13 protein-coding genes are annotated in these 13,420 nt (G+C 77.6%); 4 read left to right on the top strand and 9 right to left on the bottom strand.

Features of this window, described 5'->3' with window-relative positions:
- The first annotated feature begins 40 nt into the window (after positions 1-40).
- The gene (locus tag GA0070214_RS32720) at positions 41-2,527 is read left to right on the top strand and encodes an adenylate/guanylate cyclase domain-containing protein (protein WP_139141740.1); all 2,487 of its coding nucleotides are present in this window, start codon (positions 41-43) and stop codon (positions 2,525-2,527) included.
- A gap of 205 nt (positions 2,528-2,732) precedes the next feature.
- Here the strand turns inward: GA0070214_RS32720 and GA0070214_RS03400 are convergent, their stop codons facing one another.
- From GA0070214_RS03400 to GA0070214_RS03415, 4 genes are all read right to left on the bottom strand, one after another.
- The gene (locus tag GA0070214_RS03400) at positions 2,733-3,299 is read right to left on the bottom strand and encodes a dienelactone hydrolase family protein (protein WP_091258862.1); all 567 of its coding nucleotides are present in this window, start codon (positions 3,297-3,299) and stop codon (positions 2,733-2,735) included.
- A 49-nt stretch (positions 3,300-3,348) separates the two neighbouring features.
- A complete protein-coding gene (paaI, locus tag GA0070214_RS03405; RefSeq protein ID WP_091258865.1) occupies positions 3,349-3,756 on the bottom strand; it encodes a hydroxyphenylacetyl-CoA thioesterase PaaI in 408 nt (135 codons plus the stop codon).
- 1 nt (position 3,757) lies between these two features.
- Positions 3,758-5,065, bottom strand: coding sequence for a phenylacetate--CoA ligase PaaK (gene paaK / locus GA0070214_RS03410; protein WP_091258866.1), 1,308 nt, complete (start codon positions 5,063-5,065; stop codon positions 3,758-3,760).
- 183 nt (positions 5,066-5,248) lie between these two features.
- Positions 5,249-5,698, bottom strand: a complete 450-nt coding sequence (locus tag GA0070214_RS03415) for a MarR family winged helix-turn-helix transcriptional regulator (RefSeq protein ID WP_091258868.1) — start codon at positions 5,696-5,698, stop codon at positions 5,249-5,251.
- 138 nt (positions 5,699-5,836) lie between these two features.
- Between GA0070214_RS03415 and GA0070214_RS03420 the strand changes: the two genes are divergently transcribed.
- From GA0070214_RS03420 to crcB, 3 genes are all read left to right on the top strand, one after another.
- Positions 5,837-7,054 carry an MFS transporter gene (locus GA0070214_RS03420; RefSeq protein ID WP_091258870.1) on the top strand — a complete coding sequence of 406 codons (1,218 nt, stop codon included), beginning with the start codon at positions 5,837-5,839 and terminating at the stop codon, positions 7,052-7,054.
- Positions 7,055-7,166: 112 nt separating this feature from the next.
- Complete coding sequence (locus tag GA0070214_RS03425; RefSeq protein ID WP_208602655.1) at positions 7,167-7,661, top strand: FluC/FEX family fluoride channel; 495 nt, start codon at positions 7,167-7,169, stop codon at positions 7,659-7,661.
- Positions 7,658-8,020, top strand: coding sequence for a fluoride efflux transporter CrcB (gene crcB / locus GA0070214_RS03430; RefSeq protein ID WP_091258873.1), 363 nt, complete (start codon positions 7,658-7,660; stop codon positions 8,018-8,020). Before GA0070214_RS03425 ends, crcB begins: the two co-directional genes overlap by 4 nt.
- A 92-nt stretch (positions 8,021-8,112) precedes the next feature.
- Here crcB and cobA read toward each other — a convergent pair whose 3' ends face one another.
- From cobA to cobJ, 5 genes are read right to left on the bottom strand one after another with little or no spacing between them, the layout of a single operon-like run.
- Entirely contained in the window at positions 8,113-9,816 is a 1,704-nt protein-coding gene (cobA, locus tag GA0070214_RS03435; RefSeq protein WP_091258875.1) for a uroporphyrinogen-III C-methyltransferase, read from the bottom strand.
- A complete protein-coding gene (locus GA0070214_RS03440) occupies positions 9,813-10,406 on the bottom strand; it encodes a precorrin-8X methylmutase (RefSeq protein ID WP_091258877.1) in 594 nt (197 codons plus the stop codon). The genes cobA and GA0070214_RS03440 overlap by 4 nt, the downstream gene beginning before the upstream one ends.
- Positions 10,403-11,482, bottom strand: a complete 1,080-nt coding sequence (locus GA0070214_RS03445) for a HoxN/HupN/NixA family nickel/cobalt transporter (RefSeq protein WP_244167523.1) — start codon at positions 11,480-11,482, stop codon at positions 10,403-10,405. The genes GA0070214_RS03440 and GA0070214_RS03445 overlap by 4 nt, the downstream gene beginning before the upstream one ends.
- Entirely contained in the window at positions 11,479-11,667 is a 189-nt protein-coding gene (locus tag GA0070214_RS03450) for a 4Fe-4S binding protein (RefSeq protein WP_091258880.1), read from the bottom strand. The genes GA0070214_RS03445 and GA0070214_RS03450 overlap by 4 nt, the downstream gene beginning before the upstream one ends.
- Complete coding sequence (gene cobJ / locus GA0070214_RS03455; protein ID WP_091259857.1) at positions 11,655-13,406, bottom strand: precorrin-3B C(17)-methyltransferase; 1,752 nt, start codon at positions 13,404-13,406, stop codon at positions 11,655-11,657. The genes GA0070214_RS03450 and cobJ overlap by 13 nt, the downstream gene beginning before the upstream one ends.
- Positions 13,407-13,420: the final 14 nt, after the last annotated feature.

A 13,420-nucleotide genomic window follows, 5' to 3' on the forward strand; every position in this document is an offset into this window, starting at 1 on the left:
GGTGGTCGTCAGGCACCGGACCGGGGAAAGGGTGGGTGCGATGCTGATCACCACGCCCGTGGAGAGTCGGGAAGCCGCCACAGTGGTGCGCTGGCCGGTGCCGGAGGAGCGGCGCACCGTCACCGTCCTCTTCGCCGACATCGTCGGGTCGACCGGCCTGGTCGAGCGGCTCGACCCCGAGGACGTCCGGGCGCTGCAGCGAGCGTACTTCGGCACGGTGGCCGCGGTGCTGCGCCGGTGGCACGGGGTGGTGGAGAAGTACGTCGGCGACGCCGTGATGGCGCTGTTCGGGGCGCACGGCTCCGACGGGTTCGACGCCTACCGGGCGGTGCGCGCCGGGCTGGAGATCCAGGGCGCGCTGGATCGGCGGCTGCCGGCCGCCACCCGGCTGCGGGTGCGGGTCGGCGTGGCCACCGGCGAGGTGCTGGTCGACCTGGCCGCCATCCGCGACGGCGGGCACGGCGCGGCCAGCGGCGCGGTGATCACCACGGCAGCCCGCCTGCAGGAGTACGCCCCGCCCGGCGGAGTGGTGGTCTGCGCGGCCACCCGGCGGGCGGTCGCCGGCCTGGTCGCGCAACGCCCGCTGGCCGCCATGACGGTGGCCGGCCGGGCGGCGCCGCTGGACGTCTGGCGGGTGACCGGGCCGGCCCCGCACCGGCCGTCCCGGCACCACGGCCCGCTGGTGGGCCGCCGCCGCGAGCTGGCCACGGCCGGCGACGAGATCGCCCGGGCGGTGCGGGAGCGCCGTCCACGTTGGATTTCGCTGGTCGGCCCGGCCGGCAGCGGGCGCAGCCGGCTGCTGCACGAACTGGTCCGAGCGGTGTCGACGGTGGACGGCGCCCGGGTGCGCTGGTGCGTCACGCACTGCCCGCCGTTTCCGGACGGGGACCTCGCGCCGCTGGCGGACCTGGTCCGCGGTTTGGCCGGGCTCGGCGACACCCGGTCGCCGGAGACCGTACGCCGGCGGCTCGGCGCCGCCCTGGACGGGCTGCTGCCGGCGGCCCGGCGCGGTGCGGCCTCGCACGCGCTGGCCGAGTTCCTGGCCGCCCCGCGCGACACCGGGGCGGCCCTGCGGGGCGCCGAGGTGTGCCGGGAGGTCCTGCTGGACCTGGCCGCCGGGCAGCCGGTGGTGGTGGCGGTGGACGACCTGGACCGGGCCGCACCCGCGCTCAACCGGTTCCTGCACCGGCTCTTCGCCACGGCCAGCGAGCGGGGGCTGCCACTCGCCGTGGTGGCCACCCACGGCCCGCGCTGGGCCGACCTGCTGCCCGGGGCGGCCGGCCGGCGGCGCCGGGTGCCACTGCCCGCGCTGGGCACCGTCGACACGGGACGGTTGCTGCGGCATCTGCTCGACCGGGCCGGCCGGTCCGCGGCGCCGGCCGCGGCGCTGCTCCCGCTGGTCGGCGGCAACCCGGCCGCCGCGGCGGCGTACGTGGCCACGCTCGGCGCCGACGGCCAGCCGGCCGGGGTGCCCGAGCCGGTCCGCCGCCTGGTCGACGCCCGGCTGGACCGGCTGGACGGCGAGCAGCGGGCAGTGCTCATGGCCGCCGCGGCCCGGGAGGGGGACGTCCCGGCCGACACGGTGGCGCGGATGCTCGGCTGGGCGGCCGGGCGCACCGAGCCGGTGCTGGGTGCGCTGGCCGACGCCGGCCTGCTACGCCGCACCGCCACCGGCGGGTACGCGGTCGCCGAGCCGGCGGTGGCCCGGGTGGCCGCGCACCGGCTGCCCCGCGCGGTGCGGGCGGAGTTCGTCCGCCGGCTGCGGGACACCGGGACGGCCGGGGCGGTCCGCCCGGCCGTCGCGGGACCGGGCGGCGGGGTCACCACCGGCCGGGCGACCTGCCCGGCCGGGACGGGGCGCCGGTCGGGTGGAGGGGCCCGACCGGCGCCGGTCCCGGTGACGGCCGGCCCGGCGCCGGGTGTTCCGGCGGCGGGCGGTCCGCTGCCGGCCGCGGCGCGGGCGGCCGGGGCGTTGCCGGGTGCGGCCCGAGCGGCCGGGGCGTTGCCGGGTGCGGCTCGGACGGGCCTCGCGGCGGCGGATGTGCCGTCGGCCGGCGGTGCGGAGGGTGTACCGGCGGGGGGCGGCGCGGCGGCGGGGGGCGTCGCGCCGGGTGGCCGCGCGGCGGTCGTCGTCGGCGCGGACGGGGGCGCTGCCGGGGCGGGCCGTCCGGCGGGGGTGCCGGGGGGCGCCTCCGCCGGGGGCAGTGCCACGGCGGGCCGTCCGACGGGGGTGCCGGGGGGCGCCTCCGCCGGGGGCTCTGGCGCGCCGGGTCTTCCGGCGGTCCGGTCCGGCGGCAACCGGGCCGGGCGGCCGGTGCGGGCGCGGCTCGGGGTGTTCCCGGGGCTCCACGACGCGTTACCGGGCGGCCCGCCGCCGGAGCCGGCGGGCCGGGTGGGACCGGTGGGCGGGCGACCGCCGACCGTCGGGCCGCCGCGTCCGCGTCGGGTCGCCGGGGAGCCGCCGGCCGCGGCGTCCGGCCGGGCCGGGCGGACCGTGGCCGCCGGCGTGCCGGTGCTCGCCGCCTGAACGCGACGTCCGGGCCGGAGCGGGCACGGGGCCACTCCGACCCGGACGTCGCCGGGGCCACCCGAGCCGACGTCGCCGGATCACCGGGCCGCGCGGGCGCGGGACCTCCCCGATCCGCCCGTCGCCCGAACCACCCATGCCGCTGGCGAGCATGCCACCCCGACCCGGTCGCCCGGTGCCGCCACGGCGGGCTGGCGCCGGGCGGTCAGCGGTCGGCGAGGAAGGCCAGGACGCGGTCCCAGGTGAGGGCGGCGGCCGGCGCGTCGTGGTCGGGCGTGCCCGGATCGGTGAAGAGGTGCCCCGCGCCCGGGTAGCGGTGCACGGTCACCTCGGCGCCGGCCGCGGTCATGGCCCGCTGCCAGTCCTCAACCTCGTCCCGCGTCTCGTACTCGTCGGGGTCGGCGAGGTGCAGCCGCACGGGCAGGCCGGGGCGCACCGAACCGGGATCACCGCCGGTGCCGTGCAACAGGAGCAGCGCGGCCGCCCGCGGTCGCTCGGCGAGCAGCGCTCCGGCGACGCCGGCGCCCATGGAGAAGCCGGCCAGCACGGTCTCGGCGGGCAGTCCGGCCGCCGCCCGCCGGGCCCGGTCGAGGACGGCGTCCTGGCCGATCTTGTCGAACAGCGCGAAGCCGGCGTCGACGGTGTCGGCGGCCGGCACCTCGTACAGGTCGGGCGTGGCCACCCGGTGCCCGGCGGCGCGGAGCCGGTCGGCGGCGTCCAGCACGGCGGGGCGCAGCCCGTAGACGGAGTGCAGGAGCAGGATGTGTGCCATCGGCTCATCCTGGCCCGCTTCCCCGGCGGCGGCCCGGCCGGCGCGCCGGTCAGTCCCGGGCGATGGTGCGGCTGCGGCCCCGGAACTCGGCGACCACCTCGCCGTCCCGCCACACGGTGACGTCGTAGATGCCGCTGCGGCCGTAGCGGACCCGCTCGCCGGCCCGGGCCTCCAGCAGGTCGCCCTCGCGGACCGGGCGGAGGAAGCTGATCTCGCCGCCGGCGGCCACGGTGGCCGGGCCGTGGCTGTTGCAGGCCAGCGCGAACGCCGTGTCGGCGAGCAGGAAGACGAAGCCGCCGTGGCCGATGGCGTGGCCGTTCAGCATGGCCGCGGTGACCCGCATCCGGGCCACCGCCGCGCCGTCGCCGGCCGAGACCAGCTCGATGCCGAGCCCCTTGGACGCCACGTCGGCGTCGAACATGTCGTGGGCCGCGGTGCGGCCGTCCTCACCCGCCATCTCAGCGCCCCCGCCGCTGGTCGACGATCCGGCGCATCTTGCCCATCGAGCGCTCGACGCCGTCCGGCTCGATGACCTGGACCGCCACGCTCACGCCGATGGTGTTCTTGACCTGCTCGACCAGGGCCGCACCGGCCCGCTCGGCCTCGTCGGCGGCCACTCCGGCTCGCCGCTCCACCTTGACGGTGAGGGTGTCCATCCGGCCCTGCCGGTCCAGCACGCACTGGAAGTGGGGTGACAGCGCGGGCGTACGCAGGATCAGCTCCTCGATCTGGGTCGGGAAGACGTTGACCCCGCGCACGATCATCATGTCGTCGGTCCGTCCGGTGATCTTCTCGATCCGGCGCATGCTCCGGGCGGTGCCGGGCAGCAGCCGGGTGAGGTCGCGGGTGCGGTAGCGGACCACCGGCATGGCCTCCTTGCTGAGCGAGGTGAGCACCAGCTCGCCCCGCTCGCCGTCGGGCAGCACCGCGCCGGTCACCGGGTCGATGATCTCCGGGTAGAAGTGGTCCTCCCAGAGGTGCAGGCCGTCCTTGGTCTCCACACACTCGACCGCCACCCCCGGGCCCATCACCTCGGACAGGCCGTAGATGTCGACGGCGTGCATGTCGAGGCGCTGTTCCATCTCGCGGCGCATGTCCTCGGTCCACGGTTCGGCGCCGAAGATGCCGACCTTCAGGGAGGTGGACCTCGGGTCGACGCCCTGGCGCTCCATCTCGTCGACGATGGCCAGCATGTAGCTGGGGGTGACCATGATGACGTCCGGTGCGAAGTCGCGGATCAGCATGACCTGCCGCTCGGTCATCCCGCCGGACACCGGGATGACCGTGCAGCCCAGCTCCTCGGCGCCGTAGTGCGCGCCGAGGCCGCCGGTGAACAGCCCGTAGCCGTAGGCCACGTGGACCCGGTCGCCGCGGCGCCCGCCGGCGGCCCGGATCGAGCGGGCCATGAGCTTCGCCCAGGTGTCGAGGTCGGCGCGGGTGTAGCCGACCACGGTGGGCCGGCCGGTGGTCCCGGAGGAGGCGTGCAGCCGGGCGACGCGCTCGCGGGGCACCGCGAACATGCCGAACGGGTAGTTGTCCCGCAGCTCGGCCTTGCCGGTGAACGGGAAGCGGGCCAGGTCGGCCAGCTCGCGCAGGTCGTCGGGGTGCACCCCGGCCGCCTCGAAGGCCTGCCGGTAGTGCGGCACGTTGTCGTACGCGTGCCGCAGCGACCAGCGCAGCCGGTCGAGTTGCAGCGCCCGCAGCTCGTCGACGCCGGCCCGCTCGACGGGTTCCAGCTCGTCCGGACGAGGGGTGCGGTCCTGCACGGTGGCCTCCTGCGCGACGGGTGCCCCGACGCCGCGTCGCGCCGGGCGGGTGCGATCACCGTACGCCCGTACGGCCCGTCCTGCCAGGTCAGGTCCTCGTTACGGCCGTCGGGGTGGTCCGGGCCCCGGGCCCCGCACGCCGGGCCGCCGAATCGACGCAACCGCGCCGGGGCGGTCGGTGGCTCAGCGGGCGGCGGGGAGCCGGTGCAGCGCGTCGACCAGCGGGGCCAGCTCGGGGGTGCGCTCGCCCTCGGCGAGGGCGTCGGCAAGCACCCGGTCGTGGGTGGGGCGGGCCCGGCCGAGCAGCTTCGAGCCCGCCGGGGTCAGCTCGGTGTAGATGCCGCGCCGGTCGTCGGCGCAGAGCACGCGGGTGAGCAGGCCGCGCTCCTCCAGCCGGGTGACCAGGCGGGTGGTGGCGCTGCCGGAGAGCGCCGCGGCGCGGGCGAGCTGGCGCATCCGCATGTGCCAGCCGTCCTGGCGGGAGAGCGCGTCGAGCACCGTGTACTCGACGACGGAGAGGTCGTGCTCGGCCTGGAGGGCGCGTTCCAGGGCGGTCTCGATCAGGCCGTGCAGCGCGGCGAGCGTGCGCCAGCCCTGCGCGCGGATCTCGACCGCGTCGTCGGCGATGCCCATGGCGCCCCCTCCGCTGTGACCTGGACGTCCCTCCAGGCTACCACCCTTGCGCCGGTATAAGGCGCGTGCAACTATCTTGTTGTCGGCGCGGGTAGTTGCACGCGCCCCCTTATTTTCCACGCATCGATTGGGTACGGCATGGCACCGCGCACCTCCGCCCTCCCCGGCGGCCTCATCGCCCTCGCGATCGGGGCGTTCGGCATCGGGCTGACCGAGTTCGTGATCATGGGGCTGCTCCCCCAGGTGGCCGCCGACTTCGCGGTCAGCGAGTCGGTGGCCGGCTGGCTGATCTCCGGGTACGCCCTCAGCGTCGCCGTCGGCGGGGTGGCGCTCACCGCCGCCGTCACCCGGCTGCGCCGCAAGCCGGTGCTGCTCGGGCTCATGGTGCTCTTCATCGCCGGCAACCTGCTCTCGGCGCTGGCCGGCGACTACGGCACCATGCTGGCCGGCCGGATCGTCGCGGCGCTCTGCCACGGCGCGTTCTTCGGCATCGGCGCGGTGGTGGCGACCGGCCTGGTCCCGCCGGCCCGCCGGGCGGGCGCCGTCGCGCTCATGTTCACCGGCCTGACCGCCGCCAACGTCCTCGGCGTGCCGTTCGGCACCCTCCTCGGCCAGCACCTCGGCTGGCGCGCCACGTTCTGGGCGATCACCGCCATCGGGCTGGTCGCGCTGGTCGGCCTCGCCGTGCTGGTGCCCGGCCGCGGTCCGGCGAGCGAGGCCGCGCCCACCGGCGGCCTGCGCGGCGAACTGCGGGCGTTCACCCACGCCCAGGTCTGGTTCTCGCTGGTGGTCACCGTGCTCGGCTTCGGCGGCATGTTCGGCGCGTTCACCTACATCGCGTACACGCTCACCGAGGTGAGCGGCTTCGCCACCGGCACCGTCCCGTGGCTGCTGGTGCTCTTCGGCGTCGGGCTGTTCGCCGGCAACCTGGCCGGTGGCCGGGCCGCCGACGTGTCGCTGTCCCGGACCCTGGTCACCGTCCTGGCCGTGCTCACCCTGGTGCTGGTCGGCTTCGCCCTGACCGCCGGGAGCGCGGCGCTGACCGTGGTCGCGCTGGTGCTGATGGGCGCGTTCGGCTTCGCCACCGTGCCGCCGCTCCAGATGCGGATCATGAAGTACGCCCGCCGGGCCCCGACGCTCGCCTCCGGCGCGAACATCGCCGCGTTCAACGTCGGCAACGCGCTCGGCGCCTGGCTCGGCGGGCTGACCATCGACGCCGGCCTCGGCTTCACCGCCCCGATCTGGGCCGGCGCCGGGCTCACCCTGCTCGGCCTCGCGGTGCTGCTGGTGGCCGAGCGGCGCGCCCGTCGGGTCGGCGCCGCGGCCACCCGCGAGCTGGCCGACGTCGCGGCCTGACCGCAGGCGGCCGGCGTTATGCTCGGCCCGGCGGTGGGGCCCGCCGTCCCGGCAACGGCCGGGAGAACCGCGACACCCTCGCCAACGGTCCCTGCCAGTGATGCCCGTCCTGGTGGGAGGCACCGTGACCGGACCGTCCGAGTTCCGCGTCGACCCCGACGTCGACCTTCGCGTCCCCGCCGACCGGCGGGAACTGCCCGCCCACCCGGCGGCGGTGCTCGGCGTCATCGCCGCCGGCGGGGTGCTCGGCGCGCTGGCCCGGGCCGGTCTCCAGGCCGCGTTCCCGCACCCGCCCACCGGCTTCCCGTGGGCGACCTTCGGCATCAACGTCGCCGGCTGCCTGCTGATCGGCGCGCTGATGGCGGTGCTCACCGCCCGGCCGGCCGGGCCGCTGGTCCGGCCGTTCCTCGGCGTGGGCGTGCTCGGCGGCTTCACGACCTTCTCCACCTACGCCGTGGACGCCCAGCGGGCGATCGCCGCCGGGGCGCCGGGCACGGCGCTGGCGTACCTGGCGGCGACCCTGGCCGGAGCGCTGCTGGCGGTGTGGGCCGGCGACGCCGTGGCCGCCCGGCTGCTGGCCCGCGCCCGGGGCGGGGCGGACCGGTGACCGTCCTGCTGATCGCGCTCGGGGCGGCGGTGGGCGCGCCCCTGCGCTACCTGACCGATCGGGCCGTGCAGGCCCGCCACGCCTCCCCGTTCCCGTGGGGCACGCTGACCGTCAACGTGGCCGGCTCGCTGGTGCTCGGCGCGGTGGCCGCCCTGCCCACCTCCCCCGCGGTGACCGCCCTGGTCGGCACCGGCTTCTGCGGCGCGCTGACCACCTGGTCCACGCTCGGCTACGAGACCGTGCGGCTGCACCGCGAGGGCCGGCGCGGGCACGCGCTGGCCAACGCGCTGGTCAGCATCGCCGCCGGCCTCGGCGCCGCCACCGGCGGATACGCCCTGGCCCACGCCGTCACCGGCTGACCCGCCGAGCCGACCCCCACGCTCACCCCTCGCCGGCCACCGCACACGTCCAGCACGGCCGGCGACAGCTCCGGGTGCGGGTCGCCCGCGCTTCACCCCCGCGCCGGCACAGCGCCCGCCGCCGGGTCGACGACCGCATGCGCCGGAGCGGCCACGGCCGGCGCCGAGGCCGGATCGGCGGCGAGCGCCACCACCGGCCCGACCACGAAGACCGCCGGTGGCCGGACCTCGTCGCGCGCGGCGAGCGCACCGACCTCGTCCAGCCGGCACCGGGCCGTCCACTGCTCGGGGTGGCCGGCGTCCCGGACCACCAGCACCGGCGTCTCCGCGGCCCGCCCGTGGGCGAGCAGTTCGGCGGCGATCCGCCCCACCGTGTCCACCGCCATGAGCAGCACGAGCGTGCCCCGGGCCCGGGCCAGCGCGGCCCAGTCCACCAGGGAGCCGGGGTGCCCCGGCGGCAGGTGCCCGGAGACCACGGTGACCTCGTGGGCCACCCCGCGGTGGGTCACCGGGACCCCGGCCAGGGCGGGCGCGGCCACCGCGCTGCTCACCCCGGGCACCAGCACCGTCTCCACCCCGGCCGCCGCGCAGGCCAGAACCTCCTCGTGACCACGGCCGAAGACGTACGGGTCGCCGCCCTTGAGCCGGACCACCCGCCGCCCGGCGCGGGCGTGCGCGATGAGCGTGTCGTTGATGGCGTCCTGGCTCATCGACGGGCCGCGCGGCACCTTGGCGGCGTCCACCACCAGCACGCCGGGGCGCAGCCGGCGCAGCAGCCCCGTCGGGGCGAGCCGGTCGGCCACCACCACGTCCGCGGCGTCGAGCAGCGCTCGCCCGCGTACCGTGATGAGGTCGTCCGGGCCGGGCCCGCCACCCACCACGGCCACCTGGCCGGGGTGCAGCGCCGGCTCGTCGTGGTGGTGGTGGCCGTGCCCGTCGGCCGGGTCGTCGGGGTGGTGGTGCGGGGTCTGCGGCCGGCCCACCTTGTCGGCGAACCCGGGCAGCGCCACCCGGTACGCGCAGGTGTCGCAGTTCATCCGGATGTCCCCGCGCAGCGCCTCGGCGTGCCGTTCCAGGACCAGGTCGGCCAGGTCGTCGCAGTCGCCGATCACCTCGGCCACCCGCACGTCCAGGCCGCGATGGTCGGCGGCGAACTCCCGGCTCTGCGCCACGATCCGGTCCGGCAGCACCCCGGCGAAGAGGAAGTACGGTGCGACCACGATCCGCCGGGCCCCGAGCCGGCGCAGCCGCTCCAGCACGGCCGGCACGGACGGCTCGGCGAGCGAGATGAAGCCCGGTTCCACGCCCGCGTAGCCGCGTCCCTCCCAGAGCAGCCGGGCCACCTTGGTCACCTCGGCGTTGGCGTCCGGGTCGGTGGAGCCGCGCCCGATCAGGGCCACCCACGTGCCGGTCCGGTCGGCGCCGTCGAGCGCCGCGTCGATTCGCCGCGCCAGCACCTCCTGGAGCAGCGGGTGCGGCCCGAGCGGCCGGCCGTACGCGTACCGCAGGCCGGGGTGGCGCTGCCGCTCCCGGGCGAGGGCGGCGGGGATGTCCCCCTTGCCGTGGCCGGCGGCGGCCAGCACCAGCGGCAGCGCCACCACGCTCCGGTGGCCCCGGCCGACCAGTGCGCCGACGGCGTCGGTCAGCGGCGGGCGGGACAGCTCGATGAAGCCGCCCTCGACGTCGGCGACGGCGTCCCGGCGGCGGATCCGCTCGACGAGCGCGCCGAACTGGGCGACGCCGGCCGCGCTGCGGGTGCCGTGCCCGACGATCAGCAGGGGCGTTCGGTCCGTCACGAGTCCTCCAGGTAGAGCAGGGCGTTGAGGGCGGCGGCGGCCACCGCGGAGCCGCCCTTCTCGCCCACGTTGGACACGGCGGGCAGGCCACTGGCCCGCAGCGCCGCCTTGGACTCGGCCGCGCCCACGAAGCCGACCGGCAGGCCGACCACCAGCGCCGGGGCCGCGTCGAGCGCGATCAGCTCGACCAGCGCCGTGGGCGCGCACCCGACCACCCAGACGGCGCCCGGGCCGACCCGGTCGGCAGCGATCCGCACCGCCGCCGCCGAGCGGGTGATACCGGCGACGCGGCCCAGCTCGGCGGCGGCCGGCTCGGCGACCGGGCAGACGATCTCCCGCCCGGCCCGGGTGATGCCGGCGGCGACCATCCACACGTCGGTGACGATCGGCGCGCCGGATGCCAGGGCGGCCCGGCCGGCGGCCAGGCCGTCCTCGTCGCAGACCAGGCCGGTGACGTAGTCCAGGTCGGCGCTGGCGTGCACCACCCGCTCGGTGACCGCCCGGGTCAGGGGCTGCAGGTGGGACAGGTCGACCCGCTCGCGCAGGATCCGGTAGGACTCCGCCTCGATGGGGTGCACGGTCCGGCTCATGACCCGGCCTGCCCGTAGCGGCGGTCGTGGCCGCGAAGCCGCCACAGCAGCACGGCGCCACCCCAGGCGAGCGCGAAGAGGACCACCACGGCGTAGCCGAGCTGTTCGAAGTGGTCGGCGATCGAGGCGTACCCGGCCAGGGCGGTGGCGCCCAGGTGGTCGGCGAGCAGCCCGGCCAGGTAGACGCTGGCGACCAGGCCACCGACCAGTACCGTCATGGTGGTGGTGGCCAGGTTGTACCAGAGCCGGCGGGCCGGCTGCCGGTACGCCCACGAGTAGGCGCGGCTCATGAGCAGGCTGTCGGCGGTGTCCATGGCGGACATCCCGGCGGCGAAGAGCAGCGGCAGGGTGAGCAGGGCCAGCACCGGCAGCCCGCCGGCGGCGGCGGTACTCGCCGAGAGCGCCAGCAGCGTCACCTCGCTGGCCGTCTCCAGGCCCAGCCCGAAGAGGAAGCCGACCGGGGCCATGTGCCAGGAGGATCGGACCAGGGTGCGGGCCCGGGCCCCGAGGATCCGGTGCATCAACCCCCGGTTGAGCAGCAGGAGGTCCAGCTCGGTCTCGTCCAGCGCGCCGGCGCGCAGGCGCCGCCAGAGCCGGGCCAGCCCGGCCAGCACCACCGCGTTGAGGGCCGCCACGAGCAGCAGGAAGCCGGTGGCGGTCACGATGGCGACGGTGGCGCCGACCTCGCGGACGCCGGCCATCCGGTCGCCGGTCAGCCGGGTGGAGGCGAGGCCGACCACCAGGGCCAGCAGCAGCACCACGGCGCTGTGCCCGAGGGCGAAGAAGAAGCCGACGCCGACCGGCCGCCGGCCGCGCAGCAGCATGAGCCGGGTGGTGTCGTCGATGGCCGCGATGTGGTCGGCGTCGAAGGCGTGCCGCACCCCGAGCACGTAGGCGAGGGTGCCGGCACCGGCCAGCCCACCGGCCGCGACGGGCTGGTTGTTCCAGTAGAGGTAGAGGGTCACGCCGGCGACGTGCAGCGCGGCGACCGCGCAGAGGATGCCGCCGAGGCGGGCCCGTTCGGCGCGGCTCCAGCGGCCGACGGGCGGGGCGGCGGCGGTCGGGGTCGAGGTCATTGCTCTCCTCGGGGTTCGGGGGCGACGCGGATGGCGTCCACGGGGCAGATCTCCAGGCATTCGAGGCAGCCGGTGCAGCGGTCGGTGACCCGCAGGCCGGCGGGGGTGGGGCGGATGGCGTGCACCGGGCAGGTGAGCAGGCAGGCGCCGCAGCCCTGGCAGGCGCCGATGGTCACGACCGCCACCGGTACCCCCGGGGGGTGACCATCCGGCCGGCGACCACCCGCGTCTGCGAGCTGCCGACCACCACCACGCTGTACATGTCGACGAGGGCCGGGTCGAGGGTGGCCAGGGTGGCCAGGTGCACCCGTTCGCCGGGGCGGCTGGCGTTGCGCACCACGCCGACCGGGGTGTCCGGCGGGCGGTGCGCCGCGAAGGCGTCCAGCGCCGCGCCGAGCTGCCAGTCGCGGGTGCGGCTGCGCGGGTTGTAGAGCAGCGCCACGAGGTCGCCCTCGGCCGCGGCGGCGACCCGCCCCGCGATCACCTCCCACGGGGTGTGCAGGTCGGACAGGCTCAGGTAGACGTGGTCGTGGCCGAGCGGCGCGCCGAGCAGCGCCGACGCCGCGAGGCCGGCGGTCACCCCGGGCACGCCGACCACGTCGATCCGGTCGTCGGCGTGTTCCAGGGCGGGGCTGGCCATCGCGTACACCCCGGCGTCGCCGGAACCGACCAGGGCGACGGCGTGGCCGGCGGTGGCCTCGGCGACGGCGGCCCGGGCCCGCTCCTCCTCCGCGCCGAGCCCGCTGGCCAGCACGCGGGTGCCGGGCCGGAGCAGGTCGCGGACCTGGTCGACGTACTGGTCCAGGCCGACCACCACGGCGGCCCGGCGCAGCTCGGCCACCGCGCGCGGGGTGCGCAGGTCGGCGGCGCCGGGGCCCAGGCCGACCAGCGCGAGCCGGCCGCGCGGGGCGTGCCGGGCCACCGCGACGGTGGCCATCGCCGAGGCGGTCTTCGGCACCAGCAGGGTGCCGCCGCCGCGCAGCGCCGCGGCCTCCGCGACGCTCGCCGTGCCCACCACGGCGCGGACCACCTCGCTGGGATGCGGCACGTCGACCGCCGCCAGCTCCGCCGCGGGCCAGGTCTCCAGGGGTACGCCGTACGCGTCGGCGGTCGACCGGATGCCCGCCTCGTCGGCCTTGAGGTCCACGCTGGCCAGGCAGCGCAGGCTGGCCGGGCTGAGGCCGGCGTCGGCGAGCGCCCGGCGCAGGAGGCCGGCAACCTCGGCGGCCGGCACGCCCCGGCTGGAGCCGATGCCGGCGACGAGGGACGGCGGCCGGAGCACCACGGTCCGCCCGTCGAGCGGAACGACCCGGTCGGTGACCAGGATCCGCCACGCCTCCCCGCCATCCGCGTGCGGGTCGGCCGGCGGGGATGCGACCTCGACGCGGACGTGGTCCGGCAGGGCGGGCAGCGGCCAGGTGGCGTCGGCGACCAGCCGGACCGGCTCGCCGTCCAGCATCGCCCGGGACACCGCGGCCACCGCGCCCTCCACCGGCCAGCCGAGGGTGTCCAGCCCGGGCAGGCCGACCGCGTCGGTGGCGGTGGTGACCACCGGCCGGGCGTCGAGCAGCGCGCCCACCTCGCCGGCGAGGGCGTTGGCGCCGCCGGCGTGCCCGCCGAGCAGGGCCACCGCGTGCCGGGCCGCCTCGTCGACCACCACCACGGCCGGGTCGGTGTGCTTGTCGCCGAGCAGCGGGGCCAGGATGCGGACGACCGCGCCGGTGGCCAGGAAGGCGACCACGGCGTCGCACTCCCGCCAGGCGGTCCGCAGCGCGTCGGCGACGCCCTCCCCCGCCACGAGGCGGGCGTGCGGCCAGGCCGCGGCGAGGGTGCGCGCGTGCCGCCGCCCGGCGGCGGTGGCCGCGACGAGCCCGACAACAGGCCCCTCGTTGACGCCGCCGGTCGAGCACGGGTCGCCGGTCAGCCGGTCCGAGGGTG

It is taken from the genome of Micromonospora chaiyaphumensis, assembly GCF_900091435.1.
Classification (GTDB): domain Bacteria; phylum Actinomycetota; class Actinomycetes; order Mycobacteriales; family Micromonosporaceae; genus Micromonospora; species Micromonospora chaiyaphumensis.